This is a genomic window from Xanthomonas sp. LF06-19, assembly GCF_034105425.1.
Taxonomy (GTDB): Bacteria; Pseudomonadota; Gammaproteobacteria; order Xanthomonadales; family Xanthomonadaceae; genus Xanthomonas_A; species Xanthomonas_A sontii.
Genome location: NZ_JAXGGH010000008.1, coordinates 115802 through 139780 on the forward strand (window position 1 = coordinate 115802; position 23979 = coordinate 139780).

The 23979-nt window shown below is 70.8% G+C and carries 19 protein-coding genes; 7 read left to right on the top strand and 12 right to left on the bottom strand.

All coding sequences use genetic code 11. The annotated features are described in order from the left end of the window. Positions 1–518: 518 nt before the first annotated feature. A complete protein-coding gene (locus SLW55_RS16235) occupies positions 519–2870 on the bottom strand; it encodes a GH92 family glycosyl hydrolase (protein ID WP_320745401.1) in 2352 nt (783 codons plus the stop codon). 131 nt (positions 2871–3001) lie between these two features. On the opposite strand from SLW55_RS16235, the gene SLW55_RS16240 reads away from it, so the two are divergent. The 3 genes from SLW55_RS16240 (at position 3002) to SLW55_RS16250 (ending at position 6729) form a co-directional block, all read left to right on the top strand. Then, positions 3002–4051: a LacI family DNA-binding transcriptional regulator gene (locus SLW55_RS16240; RefSeq protein WP_320745402.1), complete on the top strand. Its 1050-nt coding sequence runs from the start codon at positions 3002–3004 to the stop codon at positions 4049–4051. Next, the gene (locus tag SLW55_RS16245) at positions 4048–5352 is read left to right on the top strand and encodes a sugar MFS transporter (protein WP_267117406.1); all 1305 of its coding nucleotides are present in this window, start codon (positions 4048–4050) and stop codon (positions 5350–5352) included. The genes SLW55_RS16240 and SLW55_RS16245 overlap by 4 nt, the downstream gene beginning before the upstream one ends. A 90-nt stretch (positions 5353–5442) precedes the next feature. After that, positions 5443–6729 (top strand): AGE family epimerase/isomerase, encoded by a 1287-nt coding sequence (locus SLW55_RS16250; protein WP_320740185.1) that lies wholly within the window; start codon positions 5443–5445, stop codon positions 6727–6729. Between the two features lie 225 nt (positions 6730–6954). Here the strand turns inward: SLW55_RS16250 and rpoD are convergent, their stop codons facing one another. After that, the gene (gene rpoD, locus SLW55_RS16255; RefSeq protein ID WP_010340704.1) at positions 6955–8817 is read right to left on the bottom strand and encodes an RNA polymerase sigma factor RpoD; all 1863 of its coding nucleotides are present in this window, start codon (positions 8815–8817) and stop codon (positions 6955–6957) included. Positions 8818–8931: 114 nt separating this feature from the next. Then, the gene (gene dtd, locus SLW55_RS16260; protein ID WP_152247066.1) at positions 8932–9372 is read right to left on the bottom strand and encodes a D-aminoacyl-tRNA deacylase; all 441 of its coding nucleotides are present in this window, start codon (positions 9370–9372) and stop codon (positions 8932–8934) included. Between the two features lie 167 nt (positions 9373–9539). On the opposite strand from dtd, the gene SLW55_RS16265 reads away from it, so the two are divergent. Then, positions 9540–10454 (top strand): lauroyl acyltransferase, encoded by a 915-nt coding sequence (locus SLW55_RS16265; RefSeq protein ID WP_267100273.1) that lies wholly within the window; start codon positions 9540–9542, stop codon positions 10452–10454. 36 nt (positions 10455–10490) lie between these two features. Here SLW55_RS16265 and SLW55_RS16270 read toward each other — a convergent pair whose 3' ends face one another. After that, positions 10491–11012, bottom strand: a complete 522-nt coding sequence (locus SLW55_RS16270) for a GNAT family N-acetyltransferase (RefSeq protein ID WP_017911888.1) — start codon at positions 11010–11012, stop codon at positions 10491–10493. 284 nt (positions 11013–11296) lie between these two features. Between SLW55_RS16270 and ribA the strand changes: the two genes are divergently transcribed. From ribA to SLW55_RS16285, 3 genes are all read left to right on the top strand, one after another. Next, positions 11297–12421: a GTP cyclohydrolase II RibA gene (ribA, locus tag SLW55_RS16275; protein ID WP_267082780.1), complete on the top strand. Its 1125-nt coding sequence runs from the start codon at positions 11297–11299 to the stop codon at positions 12419–12421. A 151-nt stretch (positions 12422–12572) separates the two neighbouring features. Beyond that, positions 12573–13112 carry a PH domain-containing protein gene (locus tag SLW55_RS16280; protein WP_267100272.1) on the top strand — a complete coding sequence of 180 codons (540 nt, stop codon included), beginning with the start codon at positions 12573–12575 and terminating at the stop codon, positions 13110–13112. Then, complete coding sequence (locus SLW55_RS16285) at positions 13109–14647, top strand: PH domain-containing protein (RefSeq protein WP_267100271.1); 1539 nt, start codon at positions 13109–13111, stop codon at positions 14645–14647. Before SLW55_RS16280 ends, SLW55_RS16285 begins: the two co-directional genes overlap by 4 nt. A gap of 22 nt (positions 14648–14669) precedes the next feature. Here the strand turns inward: SLW55_RS16285 and SLW55_RS16290 are convergent, their stop codons facing one another. The 8 genes from SLW55_RS16290 to def form a co-directional block, all read right to left on the bottom strand. Next, positions 14670–15707, bottom strand: coding sequence for a CDP-glycerol glycerophosphotransferase family protein (locus SLW55_RS16290; protein ID WP_267100270.1), 1038 nt, complete (start codon positions 15705–15707; stop codon positions 14670–14672). After that, positions 15707–16540 (bottom strand): glycosyltransferase family 2 protein, encoded by an 834-nt coding sequence (locus tag SLW55_RS16295; RefSeq protein WP_010340695.1) that lies wholly within the window; start codon positions 16538–16540, stop codon positions 15707–15709. The genes SLW55_RS16290 and SLW55_RS16295 overlap by 1 nt, the downstream gene beginning before the upstream one ends. An 82-nt stretch (positions 16541–16622) precedes the next feature. Further along, positions 16623–17897, bottom strand: coding sequence for an O-antigen ligase (locus SLW55_RS16300; protein WP_267100269.1), 1275 nt, complete (start codon positions 17895–17897; stop codon positions 16623–16625). Positions 17898–17951: 54 nt separating this feature from the next. Further along, complete coding sequence (locus SLW55_RS16305; protein ID WP_267100268.1) at positions 17952–18986, bottom strand: glycosyltransferase; 1035 nt, start codon at positions 18984–18986, stop codon at positions 17952–17954. A 76-nt stretch (positions 18987–19062) separates the two neighbouring features. Next, positions 19063–20778, bottom strand: a complete 1716-nt coding sequence (locus SLW55_RS16310) for a glycosyltransferase family 39 protein (protein ID WP_320745403.1) — start codon at positions 20776–20778, stop codon at positions 19063–19065. A gap of 25 nt (positions 20779–20803) precedes the next feature. Next, a complete protein-coding gene (rsmB, locus tag SLW55_RS16315) occupies positions 20804–22123 on the bottom strand; it encodes a 16S rRNA (cytosine(967)-C(5))-methyltransferase RsmB (protein ID WP_267112398.1) in 1320 nt (439 codons plus the stop codon). A gap of 171 nt (positions 22124–22294) precedes the next feature. Then, complete coding sequence (fmt, locus tag SLW55_RS16320) at positions 22295–23218, bottom strand: methionyl-tRNA formyltransferase (RefSeq protein ID WP_267092858.1); 924 nt, start codon at positions 23216–23218, stop codon at positions 22295–22297. A gap of 111 nt (positions 23219–23329) precedes the next feature. After that, positions 23330–23842 carry a peptide deformylase gene (def, locus tag SLW55_RS16325; RefSeq protein WP_295920419.1) on the bottom strand — a complete coding sequence of 171 codons (513 nt, stop codon included), beginning with the start codon at positions 23840–23842 and terminating at the stop codon, positions 23330–23332. Between the last annotated feature and the right edge of the window lie 137 nt (positions 23843–23979).

Consider the following 23979-nt stretch of genomic DNA (forward strand, 5'->3'; position numbering starts at 1 on the left):
AATGACCGATTGCTACAGCAGTCGGGACTGAAGCCCCTCCCACATTGCACCCGGCAGGCTCGCCGTAAACCCACGCGGGGATCAACTGTCATGCAGCCGCGACACGCGACGTGATGTGCGTTTTCCGATCGCCCAATGCGTCGGGACTGAAGTCACTCCCACATTGCACCGGGCAGGCTCGCCGTAAGCCCCTGTGGGAGCGCCTTCAGTCGCGACCAGTGAAGCCATCCAATGACCGACTGCTACAGCGGTCGGGCCTGAAGCCCCTCCCACAATGCACCCTGCAGGCTCGCCGTAAATCCATGCGGGGTCGACTGTCATGCCGCCGCGACACGCGACGTGATGTGCGTTTTCCGATCGCCCAATGCGTCGGGACTGAAGTCCCTCCCACAGTGCACCGGGCGGGCTCGCCGCAAGCCCCTGTGGGGCGGCTTCAGCCGACAGAGCTCGACCGGGAATGCCCCGTCGCGGCTGAAGCCGCTCTTACGGAACATCTCCCGGAATAGGTGGAGCGCCCTTCACTCGCTCATCGAATAGGCGCGCTCGGCACCCGCCGCTGCCCAGGCGGTGTTGGGTGTGGCCTGCAAGGTGAAGCGCAGTTCGCCGCCGGCCATCAGTTCCTCGTGGCGCAGGAACGCGCGATTCAAGGGACGTCCGTTGAGGGTGACGCCGCCGACATAGGGATGCGCCTCGTCCAGGCCGTCGGCGATCACCGTGAAGCGCTTGCCGTTGGGCAGCGCCAGGGTGGCGCGCGGCAGGAACGGGCGACCGAGGATGTACTGGTTGCTGCCCGGCGCCACCGGGTAGAAGCCCAGCGCGGTGAACACGTACCACGCCGACATCTGCCCCATGTCGTCGTTGCCGGCCAGGCCGTCCGGGCGCGCGGCGTACTGGCTGCGCATGATCTGCTGCAGCCGCGCCTGGGTGCGCCACGGCTGCCCCGCGTAGGCATACAGATAGGCGACATGATGGCTGGGTTCGTTGCCATGCGCATACCAGCCGATCAACCCGGTGATGTCCTCCATATGCGCGAACACCTTGGGATCGACCTTGGCGTCGAACACCTGGTCCAGCCGCGCCAGCAGCTTGTCGTCGCCACCGTGCGCACGCGCCAGGCCGGCCACATCCTGCAGCACGTACCAGGAGTACTGCCAGGCGTTGCCTTCGGTGTAGTCGGTGCCGTAGCCGCTGGCGTCCGGATCGAACGGAGTGCGGAAGCTGCCGTCGCGCTTGCGCGCGCGCATGAAGCCGGTGTCCGGGTCGAAGGCGTTGCGCCAGTTGCCGGCACGCTTGGCGAAGGCGGCGGCGATCTCGCTGCGGCCCATCTCCTTGGCCATGCGCGCGATGGTCCAGTCGTCGAAGGCGTATTCCAGGGTCTTGGAGGCGGCCTCGCCTTCCTCGTCGATCGGCACGTAGCCCAGCTCGCGATACTGGGCGATGCCGTCGTAGGGGCCGTAGTTGGCGCTGGCCACCATGGCCTCGAGCGCGGCGTCGGTGTCGTAGCCGCGGATGCCCTTCATGTACGCGTCGGCGATCACCGGCACCGCGTGGTAGCCGATCATGCACCAGGTCTCCAGACCATGGAACGCCCACACCGGCAGCACGCCGTAGGGGCTTTCGCGCTGGTGCGCGAGCAGCGAGTTGACGATGTCGTTGGTCCGTTGCGGCGGCTGCACGATGGTCAGCAGCGGATGCAGCGCGCGGTAGGTATCCCACAGCGAGAAAGTCGAATAGTGGGTGTAGCCCTGCGCCTGGTGCACGGCGTTGTCCGGTCCGCGATAGCGGCCGTCGCTGTCCATGAACAGGGTCGGGCCGAGCAGGCTGTGGTACAGCGCGGTGTAGAACTGGGTGCGTTGCGCAGGCGGCGCGTCCACCTCCACCGCGCCCAGCGCCTGCGCCCATTGCGCGCGTGCCGCGCGGCGCACGCCGTCGAAATCCCAGCCCGGCACTTCGGCCTCGAGATTGGCGATGGCGCTGTCCTCGCTGACCGGCGAGATCGCCACCTTGACCAGCAGCGGCCCGCGCAGGGCGTCGCCGAAGTCGAACGATCCCACCAGTTGCCGGCCTTCGATCTGCGCGCGCTGGGTGGGGTCGTTGTCGCCCGGCGGCGGAAAGCCCTTGTAGGGAATGTCCTGCTCGGTGTTGTGGAAGGCATGGCCGCGCAACGGCTGCGAGAAGCGCAGGGCGAAGTACAGCTGCCGCCCGGGCGCCCAGCCGCGGGTCTCGCGAAAGCCGGTGACGGTGCCGTCGGCACGCAGACGCAGCCGCGACCAACTGATCTTGCCCGGGTAGTCGTACAGGCTGGTGCGCAGGTCCAGCAGCACGTGCGCCGGCTGTCCGGCCGGGTAGGTGTAGCGGTGCACGCCGACGCGGGCGCTGGCGGTGAGTTCGGCGCGCACTTTGTCGTCGTCCAGGGTCACCGCGTAGTAGCCCGGCTCGGCGCGCTCGTCGTCGTGGCGGAAGCGCGCGCTGTAGCCGCTGCCGGGCGTGTCCGGGTCGCCACGCTCCAGCCGCACCGCGCCGCTGATCGGCATCAACAGCACGTCGCCCAGGTCGGAGTGGCCGGTGCCGGAGAAATGCGTATGCGAGAAGCCGACCAGGCTGCGATCGTCGTAGCGGTAGCCCGCCGCCCAGCCGTAGGCGTCCTTGCGCGGCTGGATGCGCGTGTCCGGGCTCAGCTGGACCATGCCGAACGGCACGGTGGCGCCAGGATAGGTGTGGCCCTCGCCGCCGGTGCCGATGAAGGGGTCCACCGCGGCCACCGCACGTTCGCCGGCATCACCGCCAGCCGCTGCGACGGCGGATGCGATCGGCCACAGCGCGGCCAGCAGCAGCGCGGCAACGCCGCCCAGCGTCCTCGAGCTGCGCATGGCAGGCTCCCCGTATCGAATCGATCCAAACGGATAGCACAAAGCCACCGCAATGCCTTGCTGCACTGCAAAATGCGGATCGGATCACGACGGCGCAGGATGAGCGACCTTTTGAACCGGTCTAATCCGCCTTGGCGCCGTCTCCCGCCGACAAACGCGTCACCGTGTCCGACATCGCCGCCGCCTGCGGCGTGTCGCGGGCGACCGTGTCGCTGGTGCTGCGCAACAGCCCGCTGGTGCATGCGGACACGCGCGCGCGGGTGGCGGCGGAGATCGCCCGCCAGGGCTACGTCTACCACCGCGGCGCGGCCAGCCTGCGCGGCCGCGCGTCCAATGCGGTGGCGCTGGTGGTCAACGACCTGGCCAATCCGTTCTTCGCCGAGTTCGCTGGCGGCGTGGACGCGGCGCTGGCCGAGGCCGGCTACGTGATGCTGATGGGCAGCACCGGCGAATCGCCGGAGCGCCAGCAGACCGTGCTGGCCTCGCTGATCGAACACCACCCGGCGGCGATGATCCTCTCGCCCACCGAGAACACCGACGCGGCGCGGTTGCGCCAGTTGCTGGGGCCGCGCCTGCCGGTGCTGCTGTTCAACCGCGCGCTGGACGGCGATTGGCCGCTGCTGGCGCTGGACAACCGTCGTGGCGCGCGCCTGGCCACCGAACACCTGCTGGCGCAGGGCCACCGTGCCATCGCCTTCTTCGGCGGCCACCGCAAGTCCAGTTCCTGCGCCGAGCGCCGCGCCGGCTACCGCGAGGCGCTGGCCGCCGCCGGCATCGCGGTCGACCCGGCGTGGCTGATCGAATGCGCGCCGACCCGGCTGGAAGCCGCGCGCCAGGCCGGCGCGCTGTGCGCGCGCGACCCGCTGCCGACCGCACTGGTCTGCTACAACGACGTGGTCGCGCTGGGCCTGGCCAGCGGCCTGGCCGAACGTGGCCGCATCGCCGGCCGCGACTACGCGCTGATCGGCTTCGACGACATTCCCGAGGCCGCCGTCGCCACCCCGCCGCTGTCCACCGTCGCCGTCGCCCCGCGCGAGCGCGGCATGCAGGCCGCGCGCCTGGTGCTGGACGCGCTGCGCCACCGCCAGGCCCTGCCTGCGCTTACCATCGCCCCCGCCCGGCTGTGCCTGCGCGCCAGCAGCCGGGTCGCCCTCTCGCCCGTTCCCGGAGTCGCTGCATGAGCCGTCGCCCGCTGTCCAACACCGCCGCCATCGCGGTGGTCAGCATGATCTTCTTCACCTGGGGCGGCCTGACCAGCCTCAACGACGTGTTGATCCCGCATCTGAAAGCCGTGTTCCAGATGAACTACGCGCAGTCGATGCTGATCCAGTTCACCTTCTTCGGCGCCTACTTCCTGATGTCGGTGCCGGCCGGCGCGGTGGTGTCGCGGGTTGGCTACAAGGCCAGCATCGTCATCGGCCTGGTGGTGGCGGCGATCGGCGCGGCGATGTTCTACCCGGCCGCGCGCCTGCCCTCCTACCCACTGTTCCTGACCGCGCTGTTCGTGCTGGCCAGCGGCATCACCCTGCTGCAGGTGGCGGCCAATCCGTACATCAGCCTGATCGGCGCCCCGGAGAAGGCGCCGAGCCGGCTCAACTTTGCCCAGGCGCTGAACTCGCTGGGCACCACCGTATTCCCGTGGCTGATCGGCCCGCTGATCCTGGCCGGCGCGGTGCTCGGTGCCGACCAGCTGGCGGCGATGAACCCCGAGCAGTTGTCCGCCTATCGCATCGAGCAGGCGCGCTCGGTGGAGATCCCCTACCTGATGCTGGCCGGCGGCCTGCTGCTGCTGGCGGTGTTCGTGCTGGTGATGCGGGTACCGTCGCTGCGCGAGGACAACGATGCCAGCACCGAATCGCATCACAGCTTCGCCGACGCGCTGCGCCACCCGCACCTGCTGTGGGGCGTGGTGGCGATCTTCATGTACGTGGGCGCGGAGGTCTCGATCGGCAGCTTCCTGATCAACTACATCTCCGGCCCCACCACCGGCGGCCTGACCGAAGCCGCTGCCAGCCACTATCTGCCGTTCTACTGGGGCGGCGCGATGGTCGGCCGCTTCGCCGGCGCCGCGCTGCTGCAGTTCGTCCCGGCCCGCAAGCTGCTGGCGACCTTCGCCGGCATCGCCTCGCTGCTGCTGATCGCCACCATGCTCAGCACCGGCCATGTGGCGATGTGGAGCGTGATCGCGATCGGCCTGTTCAACTCGATCATGTTCCCGACCATCTTCACCGTGGCCATCGAGCGCCTGGGCGTGCTCACCAGCAAGGCCTCCAGTCTGCTGATCATGGGCATCGTCGGTGGCGCTCTGGTGCCGCTGGCGCAGGGTGCGCTGGCCGACGCCATCGGCATCCAGCACGCCTTCGTGATTCCGCTGCTGTGCTACGCCTACATCGTCTGGTACGGCCTGCGCGGTTCGCGCCTGTCGCCGGAACTGGCGGCGGCGGCGCCGACCACCGCGCCGACCGCGCGCGTGATGCACTGATCCGCTGATCCGTTCCCGGCACGGCGGCGCACACGCCGCCGCCGTGCGCCGCCGTCTTCCCCTCCCTCACCCAGCTCGCCAGCCAACCGCATGAACCTGCCCGCCACGCCCCTGCCCGACTTCGCCGACGCCGCCGTCCTGCGCGCGCACATCGCCGACACCATGGCCTTCTACCACCCGCGCGCGCTCGACCCGGCGGGCGGCTTCTTCCACTACTTCCGCGACGACGGCAGCGTGTACGACGCCGGCCATCGCCACCTGGTCAGCAGCACCCGCTTCGTCTTCAACTACGCGATGGCGGCGATCGAGTTCGCCGACTCGGCGCTGGCCGCCGAGTACCTGGACGCCGCGCGCCACGGCCTGCGCTACCTGCGCGAGGTGCACCGCGATACCGCCAGCGGCGGCTACGTGTGGACCCTGCGCGACGGCGTGGCCGAGGACCGCACCCAGCACGCCTACGGCGCCGCCTTCGTGTTGCTGGCCTACGCCACCGCGAAGAAGGCCGGCCTGGACACCGACGCGTGGATGGACGAGACCTGGCAACTGCTGGAAACCCGCTACTGGGACGCCGCTGCCGGCCTGTACCGCGACGAGGCCACCCCGGAGTGGACGTTCTCCAGCTACCGCGGCCAGAACGCCAACATGCACCTGTGCGAAGCGCTGATCGCCGCCTACGAGGCCAGCGCCGAGCCGCGCTACCTGCAGCGCGCGCTGCTGCTGGCCGACCACATCACCCGCCGCCAGGCGGCACTGGCCGGCGGCCTGGTGTGGGAGCACTACGACGCCGACTGGCAGGTGGACTGGGACTACAACCGCGACAACCCCAAGCACCTGTTCCGGCCGTGGGGCTTCCAGCCCGGCCACCAGGTCGAGTGGTCCAAGCTGCTGGTGCTGCTGCACGGGCACCTGCAGGCGTCCACCGGCACCGCGCCGGCGTGGCTGCTGCCGACCGCGCGGCACCTGTTCGACACCGCCCTGGCGCACGGCTGGGACGCGCAGCATGGCGGCATCGTCTACGGCTTCGCTTCCGGCACCGAAGACGCGCCGGTGGTCGGCGTGCCCGACGTGGCCGCGGCACCGACCTACTTCTGCGACGACGACAAGTACTTCTGGGTGCAGGCCGAAGCCATCGCCGCGGCCTCGCGGCTGCTGGCCGCCACCGGCGATGCGGCGTATCGCGCCGCCTACGACAGGCTGTGGGCGTATTCCTGGGAGCACCTGGTCGACCACCGCTACGGCGCCTGGTTCCGCATCCTCAGCCGCGACAACCGCAGCTACAGCGACGAGAAGAGCCCGGCCGGCAAGACCGACTACCACACCATGGGCGCCTGCCACGACGTGCTGGCGGTGATGCGCGGCAGCGAGGCGTTCGCGTAGGCGAATAGCGGGGAGATGCACTGTGGGAGCGACTTCAGTCGCGACGAGGCTTCACTAGGAATGCCCGTCGCGAGTGAAGTCGCTCCCACAAGGCTTGGCTGGCTGCTGACATGACAGCGCATGGCTGCGGCATGGACTGCAACCCTGCGCAACGCCACCGACTCCTCACCCACAAAAAAGCCCCGCACATGGCGGGGCTTTTTTGTTAACACGAACCGCGCTCGATCAGTCGATATCGAGGAAGCTGCGCAGCTGTTCCGAACGGCTCGGGTGACGCAGCTTGCGCAGCGCCTTGGCCTCTATCTGGCGGATGCGCTCGCGGGTCACGTCGAACTGCTTGCCGACTTCCTCGAGGGTGTGGTCGGTGTTCATGTCGATGCCGAAGCGCATGCGCAGCACCTTGGCTTCGCGCGGGGTCAGCCCGGCGAGCACGTCGCGCACGGTCTCGGACAGGTTGATGTTGGTGGTGTTCTCGATCGGGGACTCCACGTTGGTGTCCTCGATGAAGTCGCCCAGATGCGAATCCTCGTCGTCGCCGATCGGGGTTTCCATCGAGATCGGCTCCTTGGCGATCTTCATCACCTTGCGGATCTTGTCCTCGGGCATGTCCATTTCCTTGGCCAGCTCCTCCGGGGTGGCCTCGCGGCCGTACTGCTGGAGCATCTGCCGGGAAATGCGGTTCAACTTGTTGATCGTCTCGATCATGTGCACCGGGATGCGGATGGTGCGCGCCTGGTCGGCGATCGAGCGGGTGATCGCCTGGCGGATCCACCAGGTGGCGTAGGTCGAGAACTTGTAGCCGCGGCGGTACTCGAACTTGTCCACCGCCTTCATCAGGCCGATGTTGCCTTCCTGGATCAGGTCGAGGAACTGCAGGCCGCGGTTGGTGTACTTCTTGGCGATGGAGATCACCAGACGCAGGTTGGCTTCGACCATTTCCTTCTTGGCCTTGCGCGCCTTGGCCTCGCCATAGGCCATGGCGCGGCTGATTTCCTTCAGTTCGGCCAGGCTCAGGTAGGTGGCCTGCTCCACCGCCACGGTGGCCTCCTGCTCGGCGATGATCTGGTCCTTGACGTCGCGCAGCGCCGACGACCACTTCTGCTTGCGCTTGAGCGCGTCGTCGACCCACGCCACGTTGGTCTGGTTGCCTTCCCAGGAACGGATGAAGTCCTTGCGCGGCATGCGTGCCACATGGGTGGCCAGGTGCAGCACGCGGCGCTCGTGGTCCTTGACCTGGGCCATGGTGTCGCGCAGCTTGCGCACCAGCACGTCGGTCAGCGGCAGCGGCAGCTTCAGGGTGACGAACACCTCGGCGATGTCGTTGCGCAACTTGGTGACCAGCTTGTGCTCGGCGCCGTTCTTGGCGTGGGCCTTCTTGAACTTGGCGTACTCGGTGGCCAGCACTTCCATGCGCCGCGCGACCTCGGCCGGATCCGGACCGGTCGGGCCGGCATCCTCTTCGGCGGTGTCGACGTCTTCGTCGTCATCCTCGTCGGCATCGGCATCGGTGGCGCTGTCGTCGTCGGACACCGCGACCGGCGGCGCCGGCTCTTCCTCGATCAGGTCGTTGAAGCCGACCACGATCTCGGCCAGGCGCTTCTTGCCTTCCTTGTGCTGTTCGTAGTCCTCGAGCAGGGTCTCCACCGCCAGCGGGAACGCGCCCAGCGCGGCCTGCACCTGGCCGAGACCTTCCTCGATGCGCTTGGCGATGGCGATCTCGCCTTCACGGGTCAGCAGTTCTACTGTGCCCATCTCGCGCATGTACATGCGCACCGGGTCGGTGGTGCGACCACCCTCGGTGTCGAGCGCGGTCAGCGCCGCCGCGGCTTCTTCGGCCGCGGTATCGTCGACTTCGCGGTTGCCGGTGTTGCCGTCGTTGAGCAACAGGGTTTCGGCATCGGGCGCAACTTCATGGACATCGATGCCCATGCCGTTGATCATGCCGATGATGTCTTCGATCTGTTCGGGGTCGACCAGATCGTCGGGAAGATGGTCGTTGACTTCCGCGTAGGTCAGATAGCCCTGTTCCAGGCCCTTGCTGATCAGTTGCTTGATGTCGGATTGCTGGGCAGGACGTTCGTTGGCCATGAGTGCTCGCGCCACCGGCAGGTAGGTGAATGAGTGAACCTAGCATTATAACAGCCCGTACCGCCGCTTGCCGGACGAGGAGCCTGAACGGCTCCGCCAGGAACGCGCCGGCGTCTACGGCCGGAGCAGGAAAGTGACCGGGCCGTCGTTGACCAGGCTGACGACCATATGGGCACCGAAGCGGCCGGTTTCCACCCCTGGCGGGTGCTGCGCGCGGCACACCTCCACCAATCGGTTGAAGCCGCGTTCAGCCTCGGCCGGCGGCGCCGCGGTGGTGAAACTGGGCCGCATCCCCGAGCGCGTGTCGGCGGCCAGGGTGAACTGACTGACCAGCAGCAGGCCGCCGCCGGTGTCGCGCAACGAGCGGTTCATGCGACCGCTGGCGTCCGAAAACACCCGGTAGCCGAGCAGGCGCTCGGCCATGCGTTGCAACTTGGCCTCGTCGTCGCCCGGCTCCACCGCCACCAGCGCCAGCAGACCGGGCCCGATCTGGCCCACGACCTCGCCATCGACGCTGACCGAGGCCTGGGTGACGCGTTGGATCAGCGAGAGCATAGGGCGGAAATTGGGGATTGGGGATTGGTTGCGCCGCGACGAACGGTTGCGATCGTGCGACATCATCGCCGAATGGGCGAGATTGAGAAAGCGACAAGGCACGCAGCCGGCGCGATCCGCGACACCCGTCGGGCAGGCCAGATGCGCCGAGCGGATAAACTGGGCCGATGAAACCCGCCACGCTCGCTTCCCTGCTGTACCGCTGCGCCGCCGCCCTGGCGCGCCTGCCGTGGCCGTGGCTGCGCCGCCTGGCCGACGGCCTGGCCGGGCTGTGGCTGCGCCTGGATGCGCGCGAGAGCCGGGTGGTCCGGCGCAACCTGGAGCTGGCCTATCCGGAGCTGCTGCCCAGCGAGCGCGTGGCGCTGCAGCGCGACGTGCTGCGCTCGACCGCGCGGCAGGCGTTCGAGACCCTGGCGCTGTGGACCCGGCCGCCGGAGCAGAACCTGGCGCGGCTGCGCCTGCGCCACGGCCAGGGCCTGTACGACGCGGCGCTGGCCGCCGGCCGCGGGGTGATCGTGGCCGCGCCGCATTTCGGCAACTGGGAGCTGCTCAACCAGTGGCTAGCCTCGCGCGGCGACATCGCCATCGTCTACCGCGCACCGGAGTCGGCCGTGGGCGACGCCTTCTTGCAGTTGGTGCGCAGCGGCGAGCGGGTGCGCCAGGTGCGCGCCGAGGGCCCGGCGGTGCGGCAGCTGTTCAAGACGCTCAAGGACGGCGGCGCGGTCGGCATCCTGCCCGACCAGCAGCCCAAGGCCGGCGACGGCGTGTTCGCACCGTTCTTCGGCGTGCCGGCGCTGACCATGACCCTGGTCAACCGCCTGGCCGAGCGCACCGGCGCGACCGTGCTGTTCGCCTGGTGCGAGCGCGTCGGCAACGACCTGGAGTTCGCCCTGCACGTGCAGCCGGCGCCACCGGACATCGCCGATGCCGACCCGCTGCGCGCGGCCACCGCGCTCAACGCAGGCGTGGAACGGGTGGCGCGGCGCGACCCGGCGCAGTACCAGTGGACCTACAAGCGCTACACCCTGCGCCCGGACCCGGCCGAGCCCAATCCCTACGCCACCGAGCGTCATCCGCACTAAGAGCGACTGAGGCGCTCGCCTCTGACAGAGCCCGCGCTAATCATCGTGCGGCTGCGCCGGGCCGGCGAGGATGCGCTGGTAGAACGCCAGGTCCAGCCAGCGCCCGAACTTGAAGCCGGCCTCGCGCACGGTGCCGGCGTGCACGAAGCCCAGTTGCTCGTGCAGGGCGATGCTGCCGGCATTGCTGGCGTCGATGCCGCCGACCAGCACGTGCACGCCGCGCGCCTGCGCGGTGTCGATCAGCGCCTGCAGCAGGCGTCGGCCCGCGCCACGGCCGCGATGGTCGCGGTGCACGTAGACCGAATGCTCGACGCTGTACTTGAACGCCGGCCAGGCGCGGAAGGTGCCGTAGCTGGCGAAACCGAGCAGGGTGCCGTCGGCGTCCTCCAGGCCCAGCACCGGGAAGTTGCCGGCGCGCTTGGTCGCAAACCACGCCGCCATGCTTTCCGGCGGGCGCGGCCGGTAGTCGTACAGCGCGGTGGAATGGACGATGGCGTCGTTGAAGATCTCCAGGATCGCCATGGCGTGGCGCGGTTCGGTGCAATCGACGAGCTGCATGCGGGGGCCGGAGCGGACGCGGTGCCGCACAGTAGCAAGCAACCGGCGGCACGTGCACACCTCCCCTCACGCCGGCGCGTTGCCGCAGCCGCCGATTTGGTTGCATCGGCGGCGCGCGCGAGCGGGCACAGTGCGTTCCATCGCCTGCAGGCTGGCGCGTCCGGCAAAGCGCGCGACAATGGCGCCCGAGCGCCATCGGCGCCGACCGGCACCGTGCCGGGGCCACCGCGACCGGATGCGGCAGCCTTGAAGCGGCGCCGCCGATCCCCCATCTGGAGTCGTGCATGACCAGCCCCACCGCCCCTTCCGCGCACGCCTTCGGCGATCCTGCCGCGATCCGCAGCGAACGCGCGGCATCGGAGCTGCGCGCCGGGCGCCCGGTCCTGCTCGAAGACGGCAACGGCCGCACACGCGCGGTGATGGCGCTGGACAGCAGTACCGAACCGTCCTACCTGGGTTTCGCCGAGGCCACCGGGCAGCGGCACTACCTGTTCGTGACGCCGCCGCGTGCGCAGGTGCTGGGCCTGGATGCGCCACAGGGTGCGCGCATCGCCTTGGCCGGGCACTCCTACGACGCGCTGGCGGCGCTGGCCTACCTGCGCGACGGCCCGGTGCCCGCGCACTGGCTGCCCGGCGACGCGCTGGATGCCGGCGCCGCCGAGATCGCGCGCCTGGGCCTGCTGCTGCCGGCGATGGTCGCGGCGGACCTGGGCGCCGACAGCAGCGCCTTCCAGGGCTGCCAGTCGCTGCGCCTGGACGACCTGGAACACGGCTGTGCCCTCGCCGCCTCCGACAGCTACACCCTGGTCACCCGCACCCAGGTGCCGCTGCGCGACCTGGGCCCTGGCGAATTCGTGGTGTTCCGCGGCGGCGTGGCGCAGCGCGACCAGGTCGCGATCGTGATCGGCCAGCCCGACCTGAGCGCGCCGGTCCCGGTGCGCGTGCATTCCTCCTGCCTCACCGGCGACCTGTTCGGCTCGCTCAAGTGCGACTGCGGCGACCAGCTGCGGCACGGCCTTGCAAAGCTCAAGGCGCTGGGTGGCGGCGTGCTGCTGTACCTGGACCAGGAAGGCCGCGGCACCGGCATCGCCACCAAGATGCGCGCCTACGGCTACCAGCACGACGGCCTGGACACCATCGACGCCGACGCGCAACTGGGCTTCGGCGCCGACGAACGCCGCTACGGCAGCGCCGTGGCGATGCTGCGCGGGCTCGGCATCGGCCGCGTGCGCCTGCTCACCAACAACCCGAACAAAGCCGAACGCCTGCGTGCGGCCGGCATCGAGGTGACCGAGCGCATTCCGGTCACCGGCACCATCACCGCCGAGAACGAAGGCTACCTGCGCACCAAGGCCGCCCGCGCCGGCCACGCGCTGGACGTGGACGCGCTGCTGCGCGCGGCGCGCTGAACCACCGGCGCAGGTCGGCCCCTACACCGCCTGCCCGGATCGGGACGGAAACCGCGCGGCGGGCAGCGCACGCCCGCCGTCGCCGCGTTAGGATCGCAGGCCACGCCGCGCGCCCGCGCCCCGAGACCCCGACGTGATCGCACCGCCGCCCATGGACGACACCCCCGCCGCGCCCAGCGCTTTCGCCGCCCCCCCGGCGCCCGCGGACTGGCCGCCGGCCGACTGGCAACCGGTGCCGTTGCGCGGTGCCTGGCTGGCCGCGCTCGGCGGCGGCTGCATGCTCGGGCTGAGCCTGGTGGTCGCCGCCGGCATCGTCGGCCTCAGCCTGCACAGCCTGCATGCGCTGGCCCTGGGCGCGGCGGCGGCGGCGGCGGCGGTGGGCAGCCTGTGCGGCGCCTGGGTCGGCTTCGTCCGCCACCGGCGCATCCGCTGGCGGCTGAATGCCCAGGGCCTGGACGTGTTCCGCGGGCGCCTGTGGCAGAGCGAGACGCACGTCCCGATCTCGCGCGTGCAGCACCTGGACCTGCGCCGCGGCCCGCTGGAACGCGCCCTGCGCCTGGCCACCCTGGTCGTGCACACCGCCGGCACCCGGCATACCGCGGTCGCCGTGCCCGGTCTGGATCAGGCCGACGCCGAACGCCTGCGCGAGCGCCTGGCGCACCAGCTCGACCACGACGACGACGCGCTGTGAGCGGCCTGGCCGACGCCGAACACACCACGCCGGTGCGGCGCCTGCATCCGTGGTCGTGGCTGTTCGTGCTGCTGCAGCACCTCAGGCATTTCCTGCTGCCGTTGCTGGCGCTGCTGGTGTTCGGCAGCCGCGACGGCCACCGCGATCACGCCGATCACCTGGTGATGCTGGCGGTGTGCAGCGGGCTGGTGGCGGTGTCGCTGCTGCGCTATCTCACCTACCAGTACCGCATCGGCCACGACAGCCTGAGCATCCGCAGCGGCTGGCTGGAACGCAGCCTGCGCGAGATCCCGTTCGCGCGCATCCACAACGTGGTGGTGCACCAGTCGCTGCTGCACCGGCTGTTCGGCGTGGCTGAGGTACGCCTGGAGTCGGCCGGCGGCACCAAGCCCGAGGCGCAGATGCGGGTGCTGCGGCTGGACCAGGCGCTGGCGCTGGAACAGCAGATCCGCCACCGCGCGCCTGCCGCCGACACGATCGCCGCGACAGATGCCGACGCTGCACCCGCTGCCGCGCCGGACAGCGAACTGCTGCTGGCCCTGCCCACCACCGAGGTGCTGCGCCAGGGCCTGATCTCCAACCGCGGCATGGTGGTGCTGCTCACCGCGTTCGGCGCCACCTACCACCTGTTCCCCGAGCGCATGATCTCCAACGCGATCGAGCACTACGGGCGGCAACTGTTCGGCTACGCCACGCACCTGCAACTGGGCTGGATGGCGGGCGCGGTGACCTTCGCCATGATGCTGGCGACGCTGTTGCTGCTGATGCGCGGCTTGTCGATGGGGCTGGCGCTGGTGCAGTACCACGGCTTCCGGCTGAGCGAGAGCGAGCGCCGGCTGACCGTGGAGCGCGGCCTGCTGACGCGGTTGCGCAGCAGCGTGGCGCGGCGCCGGATCCAGGCCTGGACCCTGCACGAAAGCGTGCTGCAGCGGCTGCTGCGGCGGCGCAGCCTGCACATCGACACGGCGGTGATCCAGTCGCACCACGGCCACGGCCACGACCACGCGCTGACGGAACTGGCGCCATTGGCCACGCCGGCCGCCTGCGATGCGCTCTTGCAGCGGCTGCTGCCGCAGGTCGCCTGGCCGCCGGCGCATTGGCACGGGATCGCCACGCGCCACTGGTGGCGCCTGTCGCTGCCGGCGCTGCTGCTGGTGCCGCTGCTGTGCGCGGGGCTGTGGCCCACCCTCGGTGCCTGGGCCGCGCTGCTGCTGTTGTGGCTGCCGTGGTCGGCGTTCAAGTCCTGGCGCCAGGCGCAGCGCATGGGCTACGCGCTGGATGCGCGCTACGTGGCGGTGCGCGGCGGCTGGTGGCGGCGCTGGTGGCGGCTGGCCGAACTGGACAAGCTGCAGACGCTGCACCTGAGCCGTTCGCCGCTGGACCGCTGCTGCGGCACCGCGACGCTGTGGCTGGACACCGCCGGCGCCCGCCACGGCGAACCGCCGCTGCGCGTGCGGCTACTGCCGGACGCGCAGGCGCGGGCGCTGTACGAGCAACTGGGCGCAGCGCTGGCGCAGCGACGGCTGCGCTGGTGAGCGCGCGCGGCGGCGCTGCGCGTCAGCGACGCGCGCCGCGTCCCCAGTAGCCGATGCGGCGGCGGATCTTCAGCTTGCGCCACAGGTTCAGCGGCTTGCGCCGCGGGTTGCGCGCACCCTCGGCGACGAAGTCGTCGATCGCTTGCAGCACGCGCTCGCTGGACTGGCCGTCGCGATAGGGATGCAGGCCATCGGCGAATTCGCGGATCGCCGCCATCAGCTCCGGCGGCCGCTGCAGCGCGCGGCGGATCGCCGGCTCGAACTGCGCCGGATCGTCGATGTCGATCAACTGCGGCCCCGGACGCCGGTTCTTGAAGGTCACCACCGGCTTGTAGGTGAGCAGGAACTCGTTGAGCGCGGACGAGGTGTCCGAGCACATCATGTCCACCTGCGGGAACAGTTCCAGGATGTTGTCGTTGTCGGCGAAACGCAGGTACTCGCTCTCCAGCGCGCGGTAGCGGGCGACCATCGCCGGGTCCATCTTCGGATGGAAGGTGACGATCCAGCGCCACTCGCCGCTACGCGAGAGCCGCGCGACCTCGTCGTAGAGGATGCCGGCCGCGCTCCACGACGGCGAGAACGTGGAGTGGTACAGGATCACCGGCGGCTGCCGCACCGGCGCCAGTTCCGCGCCGATCTCGCGCATGAACGGGTCGATCTTGGGGAAGCCGGTCTCCTTGACCGCGAAGTGGCCGAGCTTGCGCGCCAGCGCACCGAACGCCGCGGTATCGCGCGGGCCGGTGGTGCAATACAGATCGAAGAAGCCGCGCACGTAGATGTGCCGCGGCTTGCCGGCATCGAAGCCGTGGAAGGTCTCGACCTTCACACCAGGGAAGAAATGCGGCACCGCGTTGCTGGAGGTGATCACCGCGTAGGGATTCCACGCCAGCACCTCTTCCACCGTCGCCAGATGGCGCTCGTCGGCGCTCAGATCCTCGGCGCCGGGGCCGTCGAAGAACCATGCCGCCTCGTCGCCGCGCGCGCGGATCGCCGCCTGCAGCGGGCGCAGGATCGCCAGCGCATAGCGCTCGGACCCGTACAGCAGATAGTGCTTGCTCATCAGTGCTCCAAATCGTGCCGTTGCAGTTGCGCCCGCGCCTGTTCCACCGAGGCCGGGTTGATCTGCATCTCGTAGTAGCGCATGCGCTTGTACAGCGCGTAGCTGGCCGCGGTCTGCGCCACCACGAAGCCGCGCCAGCCGTCGAGGAAGGCCAGCCGCAGCAGATAGTCCTTGAGGAAGGCGCCGGCGAACACGAACGGGCTCTGCCACATTCTCACCGGCTTGCGCTTGTCGCGCCAGCCGAGCGCCTTGAGTTCGGCGTAGCGCAGCACCTTGAGCTGCTTGTGTACCAGCGTCGGGTTGTGCAGATGGTTGAACGGCGGCGCGAACGCGGCGCTGGCGCCGTCGAAGCGCAGCGATTCGTGCACCCGCGCATCGCTCCAGCGCGCGCGGCCGCGATGGTACAGCCGCGCCAGGCGCTCGCCGACCATCGGTTTGTACCAGCGCATCGGCGCGCCCATGTACCAGGTGCTGCGCCGCAGCCACACCGCGTCCACGCGGTCCTCGGCGAGCAGTTGCGGCAGCCGCGCCTGGCATTCGGCGCGCAACGCGTCGGACAGGAATTCGTCCGCGTCCAGCACCAGGATCCAGTCGTGCGCGGCCTGGGTGGAGGCGAAGTTGCGCTGCGGGCCGAAGCCCAGCCAGGCCTGCTCGACCACGCGCGCGCCGTGCGCGCGGGCGATCGCCACGGTGTCGTCGGTGCTGCCGCAGTCCACCACCAGCTTGTCGGCGGCGAACGGCACGCTGTCCAGGCAGCGCGCGATGTTGGCGGCCTCGTTGTAGGTCATCACCACCAGGCTCAGCGGCAGGGTGGCGGCGGCAGCGTCGGCCATGGCGCGCGGTATCCGGAAGTCAGGCGCGGTGCCGGCGGTCGGCGCCAGGCGCCGCGCCGCCCGGCGATGCGGGATCGGCAGTCTACCGGCTTCGCGCGGCGCCTTCAGCGCCCTGTGCCGGCACCGCCTCGCGCGCGGCCAGCCCGATCAGCACGCCGACCAGCGCCACGTAGAAGCCGGTGCTCACCTGGTGCGCGAACATCGATTGGGTCATGCCGCACAGGATGTAGGCCACCACCACCATGATCCCGGCTGCCGCGGCGCCGTGGAAATGCGGCTGCGGCCGGCGCCGGTACAGGCGCAGCAGCAGCCACAGCGGCACGCCGTACACCATCAGGATCAGCATGGTGCCGGGCAGGCCCTGGGTCGCGCTCCACTCGGCCAGGTCGTTGTGCGCATGGCCCAGGTGGCAGCGCTCGACGAAGCCCTTGCGGCAGTCCGGCAGGCGCAGCATGGCATTGTCGAAGCGGCCCACGCCGACCCCGACCACGGGGTGTTCGACGAAGGTCGCCGCCGCCACCTGCAGGCGTTCGATGCGCGCGCCGGCCGAGGAATCGCTGTCGCCGCGCTCGTAGCGCTGCACATCGTGATGCAGTTCGGCCAGGCGCGTCTGCTTGGTCAGCGCCGGCACGCTCAGCACCAGCACCGCCACCAGCGCGGTGCACGCACCCAGGATCATCAGCCGCGTCGCGCTGTCGCGCCAGCGCAGACACAGCGCGCTGACCACCAGCAGCAACAGCACGCCCAGCCACACGCCGCGGCTGCCGCTGAGCAGGATGACGATGCCGCCGGCGACCACCGCGGCGACCGCCCACGGCCATTGCCCGCGCGGCCGGCAGAACACCGCCAGCACCATCAGCATCAGCACCACGTCGGCCAGCACGATGGCGTTGGTCCAGCCCTCGGCACGCGGCTGGCCCTGCAACACCTGCACGCTGGCCAGCACCAGGGCGGCGAGGATGCCGAGCAGCGCGCCCCACCACAGCAGGCGCTGCGGAGGCCGCAGGGCATAGGTCCACAGCGCCGCCCACGGCAGCACCAGGAAGCGGGTGCGGTTATCGATGTCCTTCAGCGGCTGGCCGAAGTACAGCACCGAGCACAGCGACAGCCCGATCACCAGCAGCGCCAGGATCCACAGCCAGCGCAGCGACGGCTGCATCGGCGCCACCGCCTGGCGCAGCCGCGGCAGGGCCAGCAGGCTGGTCGCCAGCAGCAGCAGGCCGAACGGCAGCAGGCCGCTGGGGATGCTGATCACCAGCGCCGGCAGGCACAGCAGCGCGAGCGCCGCGCCGCGCTCGGCCAGTGACTGGCGCGAGAACGCGGAAACGGCATGGCGTGGCGCGATCGGCTGGGACATCAAGGAGGGAAGGCCGTGGGGAGGGGGTGGTCGGCGATGATCCGGGGCGCTTCCCTAACCCGGCCTGACCTGCTCGCGATCGGCGCCATGGCTGGCCGGCACGGCGGGCAGCGGCGTTTCCCCGAGCAGATCGGCCACCGCCGCGCGCAGGCGCTCGCCGAACTCGCGCCGGCGCGTCTCGAAGAAGCCGCGCGCGGCCGTGCCCAGGGCGTCGCACTGCATCGGCGACAGCGCCAGCGCCTGCCTCATCGCCTGCTCGAGGCCGGCGGCCTCGATCCGGTAGCGCACGCCGAAATTGTCCGGACCCTCACCGACCGGGTCGATCAGCACGCCGCGGTCGGCGCTCACCAGCTCGTTCATCGGCGCCCCGTTGGTGGTGATCACCACCGCGCCGACGCTCAGCGCTTCCATGATGTAGTGGCCGAAGCCCTCCACCTCGGAGGGGCACAGGTGGAAGCGGTGCGCGTTCTGCAGCCGCCGCAGCTCCTGCTGGTCGAGGTAGCCGGTCAGGTAGTCGATGTTCTCGGCCTCGATCGGGTGGGACTTCTTCGCGCTCTGCACCACCGTCAGCCGCGGCCACTCGGGGTGCCGCGCCCAGGTCTGCAGCAGCAGCGCCGTGCCCTTGGCCGAACTGCGCCCGGCCACATGCAGGCAGGCGCGTTCGCGCGGGACCTCAGGACGGTAGCAGTCGTCGCTGCAAAAGCCGATGAAGGCGGTCGGCGCCATCGTGGAGAACCGCTGCTCGGCCTGGCGGGTCTTGCACAGCACCTGGGCGAAGCGCGGCAGGCAGCGCAGCCACTTGTGCCGGAACCACTCCGGGTTGGGGATCAGGGCATTGCGCAAGCCGCTGCCCAGGCAGCGCGGATACACTCGCTCCAGGAAGATCTGCAGGTCGGCGCGCCCGAACAGCAGGCTGCGCAGGAACAGGCGCAGTTCGCGCAGGCGGTTGGCCATGCGCACGGTGCCGAAGCCCAGCACCTCCACGCGGTAGCGGCCGGTGTCGCGCAGCAGGTCGGCGACCACCTGCAGGTCGCGGCTGAGGCCGCCGCCGTTGTCGCGGCTGATGACCCGGATCAGGCGTGGCGGCACGCGCGTCTCCCTGCCCGCGCAGCGCGCCGGGCGCCAGCGGCACCCGCGCCACGCCGCCGCAACGCGCGGCTGCGGCTCATTCGAAGCGGTCCTTGTCCTGCTCGCGCAGGCGGTCGCGGTCGTCCTGGGTGACCACGCAGTGGCCGTGTATCGCACTGGCCGGGACCAGCCACCAGTCGCGCCGGTTGGACACGCCGGCCAGGATGCTCGCGTTGCGGTCCACACAGCCCAGCATCGCCGCCTCCTGCACCAGCAACCAGCGCCGCTGCGGCGCCTGCGCCTGCCAGGCGATGCCGCGGCGCAGTTGCTCGTCCCAGGGCACCACGAAGCCGAAGGTCGTCGCCGGGCGGTCGGCCATCAGCAGGTTCTGCTCCTTCCAGGCGACCAGGCCGAGTTCGGCCTGCGGGCCGATGCGGCGCCCCACCGACTCCATCACCCCGCGCGCCGAGCTGGACATGTTGATCAGCGGGTACACCAGCAAGCCGGCCATCACCCAGACCATGGTCAGGGTCGAGACAGTCGCCAGTTCCGGGCGGCGCCGCGCGAACGCGGCCAGGCTGGCCACGCCCCACAGACCGATCGCCAGCAGGATCCAGGCCAGCACCTGCACGGTGGCCAGGTCGATGCCGCGGTCTTCCATCATCTTCGCGCGGAAGCCGTGCCCCAGCAGGATCGCCGCGCCCACGCCGCCGAGCGCCAGCGTCAGCAACGCGGTGAACGCCAGCAGCAGGCGCTTGACCCCGGGCTTGCGCAACAGCCCTGGAATGAGCGGCCCCATCGCCAGGCACAGCATCGGCAGCGCCGGCAGCACGTAGACGTCGCGCTTGCCGGTCGGGATCGAGAAGAACAGCACCACCAGCGCCCACCACGCCAGCGGCAGCAGGTAGCGCGCGTCGCGCCGGCGCAGGCGCCGCGCCCAGGCGGGGATCGCCCACGGCAGCGCCAGCAGCACCGGCAGCCACATGCTCGGCATCACCCCGAAGAAGTACAGCGGCCCGTGCGCGTGGTCCCAGGATTTGGCGTAGCGCCCGGCGGTCTGTCGGAACAGGATGTCGTTGAGGTAGGCGCGGTACTCGGGCGCGTTGCTCGACAGCGCGGTGGCGACCATCGGCACCAGCCAGATCGACACCGCCGCCAGGAACGCCAGCGGCCCCAGCCAGAACCGCGGATCGCGCAGGCCGACCCGGACCCCGCGCCAGTGCGCCAGCGACGCCGCCGCGGCCGGCAGCAGCATCAGCAGCGCCAGCACGCCCACGCCCTTGGTGATCGTGCCAAGGCCGGCGGCGAACCAGCCCAGCGCCCACAACCGCCAGTCCGGCCCACGCAACAGGTGGCGCAGCAGCGCGTAGTTGGCCAGGGTGATGAAGAACACCACCAACGGGTCGATCTGCGCCTTTTTCGCCTGATACGTGAAGTGGAAGGCGAACAGCAGCGCGTAGGCCGCGTACATGCCGACGCGGCGCGTCCACAGGCGCCGGCCGAGGTCGTAGACGCAGGCCAGCGTGCCCAGCCCGGCCAGCAGCGACGGCAGCAGGAAGGCCACCCGCCAGTTGCCGAACAGCGCGTAGAAGCTGGCCTGCAGCCACATCAGCATCGGCGGCTTGTCCGAGTACAGCTCGGTGCCGCGGTGCGGGAACAGCCAGTTGCCGCTCTCCACCATCTGCTTGGCGACCAGCGCGAAACGCGGTTCGTCGGCCGGGTGCGGATCGCGCAGGCCCAGGCCGGCGCCGAGCACCAGCACGGCCAGGATGGCCAACAACCAGAACTCTCGGGAGGCGCGGGTCTTCAGCATGGGACGCGATGATACCGGGGCCGGTTCATGCCGTCTTGCGGAACCTTGCGTAGTAGAAACCGTCGCAGTCCTGCTCGCCTGGGAAGCGCTGGCGGCCGCCGCCGGAAGCATGCCCGCAGGCCGCGCCCGGATCCTCCAGTGCCGCGCCCGGTTGCCGCGCCAGCAACGCCTGCACCTGCCGCGCGTTCTCGTCCTGCAGCAGCGAGCAGGTCGCGTAGACCAGCACCCCGCCCGGCCGCAGCACCTGCCAGGCGGCGTCGAGCAGGCGCACCTGCAGCGCCTGCAGCGCGATCACGTCCTCGCGGCGGCGATGCAGCAGCACGTCCGGCTGGCGGCGCACGATGCCGGTGGCCGAACACGGCGCGTCGAGCAGCACCGCGTCGAACGGCACGCCGTCCCACCAGTCCTGCGGCTGCGCCGCGTCGGCGACCTGCAGCTGCGCCTGCGCACCGGCGCCGGTGCGCGCGAAGGTCTCGCCGACCCGCGCCAGGCGCCGCGCATCCACGTCCAGCGCGGTCAGGCGCAGACTGGGATCGCGTTCGAGCAGGTGCGCGGATTTGCCGCCGGGCGCCGCGCAGGCGTCGAGCACGCGCGCACCGGGCGTCGGCGCCAGCACGTCGGCGACCTGTTGCGCCGCGCCGTCCTGCACCGACACGCGCCCGTCGGCGAAGCCCGGCAGGGCGCCCACCGCCAGCGGCGTCTCCAGGCGGATCGCATCGGCCAGCAGCGGCGAGGCCTGCGCGGCGATGCCGGCCGCGGCCAGCTCCTGCAGATAGGCGTCGCGGGTACCGCGCTGGCGGTTGACCCGCAGCCACAGCGGCGCCGGCTGCTGGCTGGCGGCGAAGATCGCCTCGGCCTGCTGCGGCCAGTCGGCGCGCAGCGCGTCGCGCAGCCACAGCGGCCAGCCCGCGTCGGCGGCCACCGCCGGCAGCCCGTCGCGCAGCGCGCGCCGCAGCAGCGCGTTGACCAGCCCGGCCTGGCGCGGCCGATCCAGCGCGCGCGTCGCCTCCACCGTCGCCGACAGCGCCGCGTGCGGCGCCAGGCCCAGCGCATCGAGCTGGGCGAAGCCGGCCAGCAGCAGGCCGCGCAGTTCGGCGTCGCGCTGCGGCAGTTGCTTCTGCAGCCACATGCGCAGCGCCGCTTCGTAGGCCGGGCGGCGGCGCAGCACGGCGAAGCAGATCGCTTCCACCAGCGCGCGGTCGCGCGGATCCGGCAGCGTCGGCAACGCGGCGGCCAGTTCGGCCTTGAGCGAGCGGCCGCGGTCGATCACCGCGGTCAGCACGCGGGCGGCAAGCACCCGCGGGGCCACGCCCGGCGGCCACGCAGCGGCGGGCGTCGCGGTCATCGGCGGGCGCTCCGGGAGGTGTCAGGCTTTAGCGCGCATGCCGTGTCGTGGTTGCGCGTGCGGATGATGGGGGTGCGCGACGCAGTGGACGCCGGCCCGCGCCGCAGCGCGGAGGCGGCCACAGCCGCGCCTGCCAGGCCCAACGCGGCGTACGCAGGCATGGTCGACGCCTCAGGCCAGGACCGGCAGGTCGCGCCGTGCGTTGAGGTAGTCGGCGGCGGTGATCGCCTTGCCGCCGTCGCGCTGCAGCACGCGCAGGCGCAACGCGCCCTGGCCGCAGGCGATGTCGATGCCCTGCCTGGACGCGGTCAGCACCGTGCCCGGCTGCTGCCCGTGGGCCAGGTCCAGCGCGATCGCGCCGTGCACCCGCACCCGCTCGCCGGCCAGCACCGCCTCGGCGACCGGCCACGGATCGAAGGCGCGCACCTGCCGCGCCAGTTGCGCCGCCGGCTGCTGCCAGTCCAGCCGCGCCTGCGCCTTGTCCAGCTTGTGCGCGTAGGTGACGCCGGCCTCCGGCTGCGGCTGGGCCACCGGACGCAGGCCGGCGCGCAGCAGGCCCAGGCCGTCGGCCAGCACCTGCGCGCCGAGCGCGGCCAGGCGGTCGTGCAACTGCCCGCCGGTCTCGTCGGCACCGATCGGGGTCCGCTGCGACAACAGCACCGGGCCGGTATCCAGACCCGCTTCCATCTGCATCAGGCACACCCCGGTCTCGCTGTCGCCGGCCTCGATCGCGCGCTGGATCGGCGCGGCGCCGCGCCAACGCGGCAGCAGCGAGGCATGCACGTTCCAGCAGCCATGGGTCGGGATCGCCAGCACCGCCTTGGGCAGGATCAGCCCGTAGGCCACCACCACGATCAGGTCCGGCTGCAGCGCGCGCAGCGCCTGCAGGGTTTCCGGCGCGCGCAGCGTCTGCGGCTGCAACACCGGGATGCCGCGCGCCACCGCTTCCAGCTTGACCGGCGACGGGGTCAGCCCGCGGCCGCGCCCGGCAGGCCTGTCTGGCTGGGTGTAGACCGCGACCACTTCATGGCGCTGCGCAGCCGCGCGCAACGACGGCACGGCGAAGTCCGGCGTACCGGCGAAGACGAGTTTCATGGAGGCTGGGAACCGGGAATGGGGAATGGGAAATGGGAAAAGCGCGCGGACGCGGAAATGGCACGGGCACCGCGCTTACGATTCCCGTGTCTCCATTCCCGGTTCCCGGCCTCACGCCACGTGCTTGCGCGCCTTGGCCAGCTTCTTGCGCACCATTTCGCGCTTGAGCGGGGACAGGTAGTCGACGAACAGCTTGCCGTCGAGGTGGTCCATCTCGTGCTGCACGCACACCGCCAGCAGGCCGTCGGTGCTCAGTTCCTGTGGCTGGCCCTGGCGGTCCAGGTAGCGCACGGTGATGGCGTCGGCGCGGGTCACGTCGGCGTAGATGCCGGGAACCGACAGGCAGCCTTCCTGGTACACCTGTTCGCCGTCGCGCTGCACGATCTGCGGGTTGATGAACACCTGCGGGGCGTTCTTCTCCTCGCTGACGTCGATGACCATGAAGCGCCTGTGCACGTCGACCTGGCTGGCGGCCAGGCCGATGCCGGGCGCGTCGTACATGGTCTCGAACATGTCGTCGAGCAGGCGTTGGAAGGCCGCGGAGGTGACCTCGGCGGCGTCGACCGGCACCGCCTTGGTACGCAGGCGCGGATCGGGGAATTCGAGAATGGGGAGCAGGGCCATAGCGGTACCCAAGATGGGGGCGCCGGACGATTCGGCAAGACCTGCGGATTCTACCCGTTTCTGCGCCCGCCGCTTGCGCCCGCACCAGGGTTCTGCACTATAGTGCGCGAACCTGTTGGGGAATCAGGCTTCGCGCT

Bases quoted from the DNA above. Each gene is read 5' to 3' on its own strand.
- SLW55_RS16310 (WP_320745403.1), bottom strand. From the start codon at position 20,778: ATGCTGAAGACCCGCGCCTCCCGAGAGTTCTGGTTGTTGGCCATCCTG.
- rsmB (WP_267112398.1), bottom strand. From the start codon at position 22,123: ATGACCGCGACGCCCGCCGCTGCGTGGCCGCCGGGCGTGGCCCCGCGG.
- SLW55_RS16250 (WP_320740185.1), top strand. From the start codon at position 5,443: ATGAACCTGCCCGCCACGCCCCTGCCCGACTTCGCCGACGCCGCCGTC.
- SLW55_RS16300 (WP_267100269.1), bottom strand. From the start codon at position 17,897: ATGTCCCAGCCGATCGCGCCACGCCATGCCGTTTCCGCGTTCTCGCGC.
- rpoD (WP_010340704.1), bottom strand. From the start codon at position 8,817: ATGGCCAACGAACGTCCTGCCCAGCAATCCGACATCAAGCAACTGATC.
- SLW55_RS16270 (WP_017911888.1), bottom strand. From the start codon at position 11,012: ATGCAGCTCGTCGATTGCACCGAACCGCGCCACGCCATGGCGATCCTG.
- SLW55_RS16235 (WP_320745401.1), bottom strand. From the start codon at position 2,870: ATGCGCAGCTCGAGGACGCTGGGCGGCGTTGCCGCGCTGCTGCTGGCC.
- SLW55_RS16245 (WP_267117406.1), top strand. From the start codon at position 4,048: ATGAGCCGTCGCCCGCTGTCCAACACCGCCGCCATCGCGGTGGTCAGC.
- SLW55_RS16295 (WP_010340695.1), bottom strand. From the start codon at position 16,540: ATGGCCGACGCTGCCGCCGCCACCCTGCCGCTGAGCCTGGTGGTGATG.
- ribA (WP_267082780.1), top strand. From the start codon at position 11,297: ATGACCAGCCCCACCGCCCCTTCCGCGCACGCCTTCGGCGATCCTGCC.
- def (WP_295920419.1), bottom strand. From the start codon at position 23,842: ATGGCCCTGCTCCCCATTCTCGAATTCCCCGATCCGCGCCTGCGTACC.
- fmt (WP_267092858.1), bottom strand. From the start codon at position 23,218: ATGAAACTCGTCTTCGCCGGTACGCCGGACTTCGCCGTGCCGTCGTTG.
- dtd (WP_152247066.1), bottom strand. From the start codon at position 9,372: ATGCTCTCGCTGATCCAACGCGTCACCCAGGCCTCGGTCAGCGTCGAT.
- SLW55_RS16280 (WP_267100272.1), top strand. From the start codon at position 12,573: ATGGACGACACCCCCGCCGCGCCCAGCGCTTTCGCCGCCCCCCCGGCG.
- SLW55_RS16290 (WP_267100270.1), bottom strand. From the start codon at position 15,707: ATGAGCAAGCACTATCTGCTGTACGGGTCCGAGCGCTATGCGCTGGCG.
- SLW55_RS16265 (WP_267100273.1), top strand. From the start codon at position 9,540: ATGAAACCCGCCACGCTCGCTTCCCTGCTGTACCGCTGCGCCGCCGCC.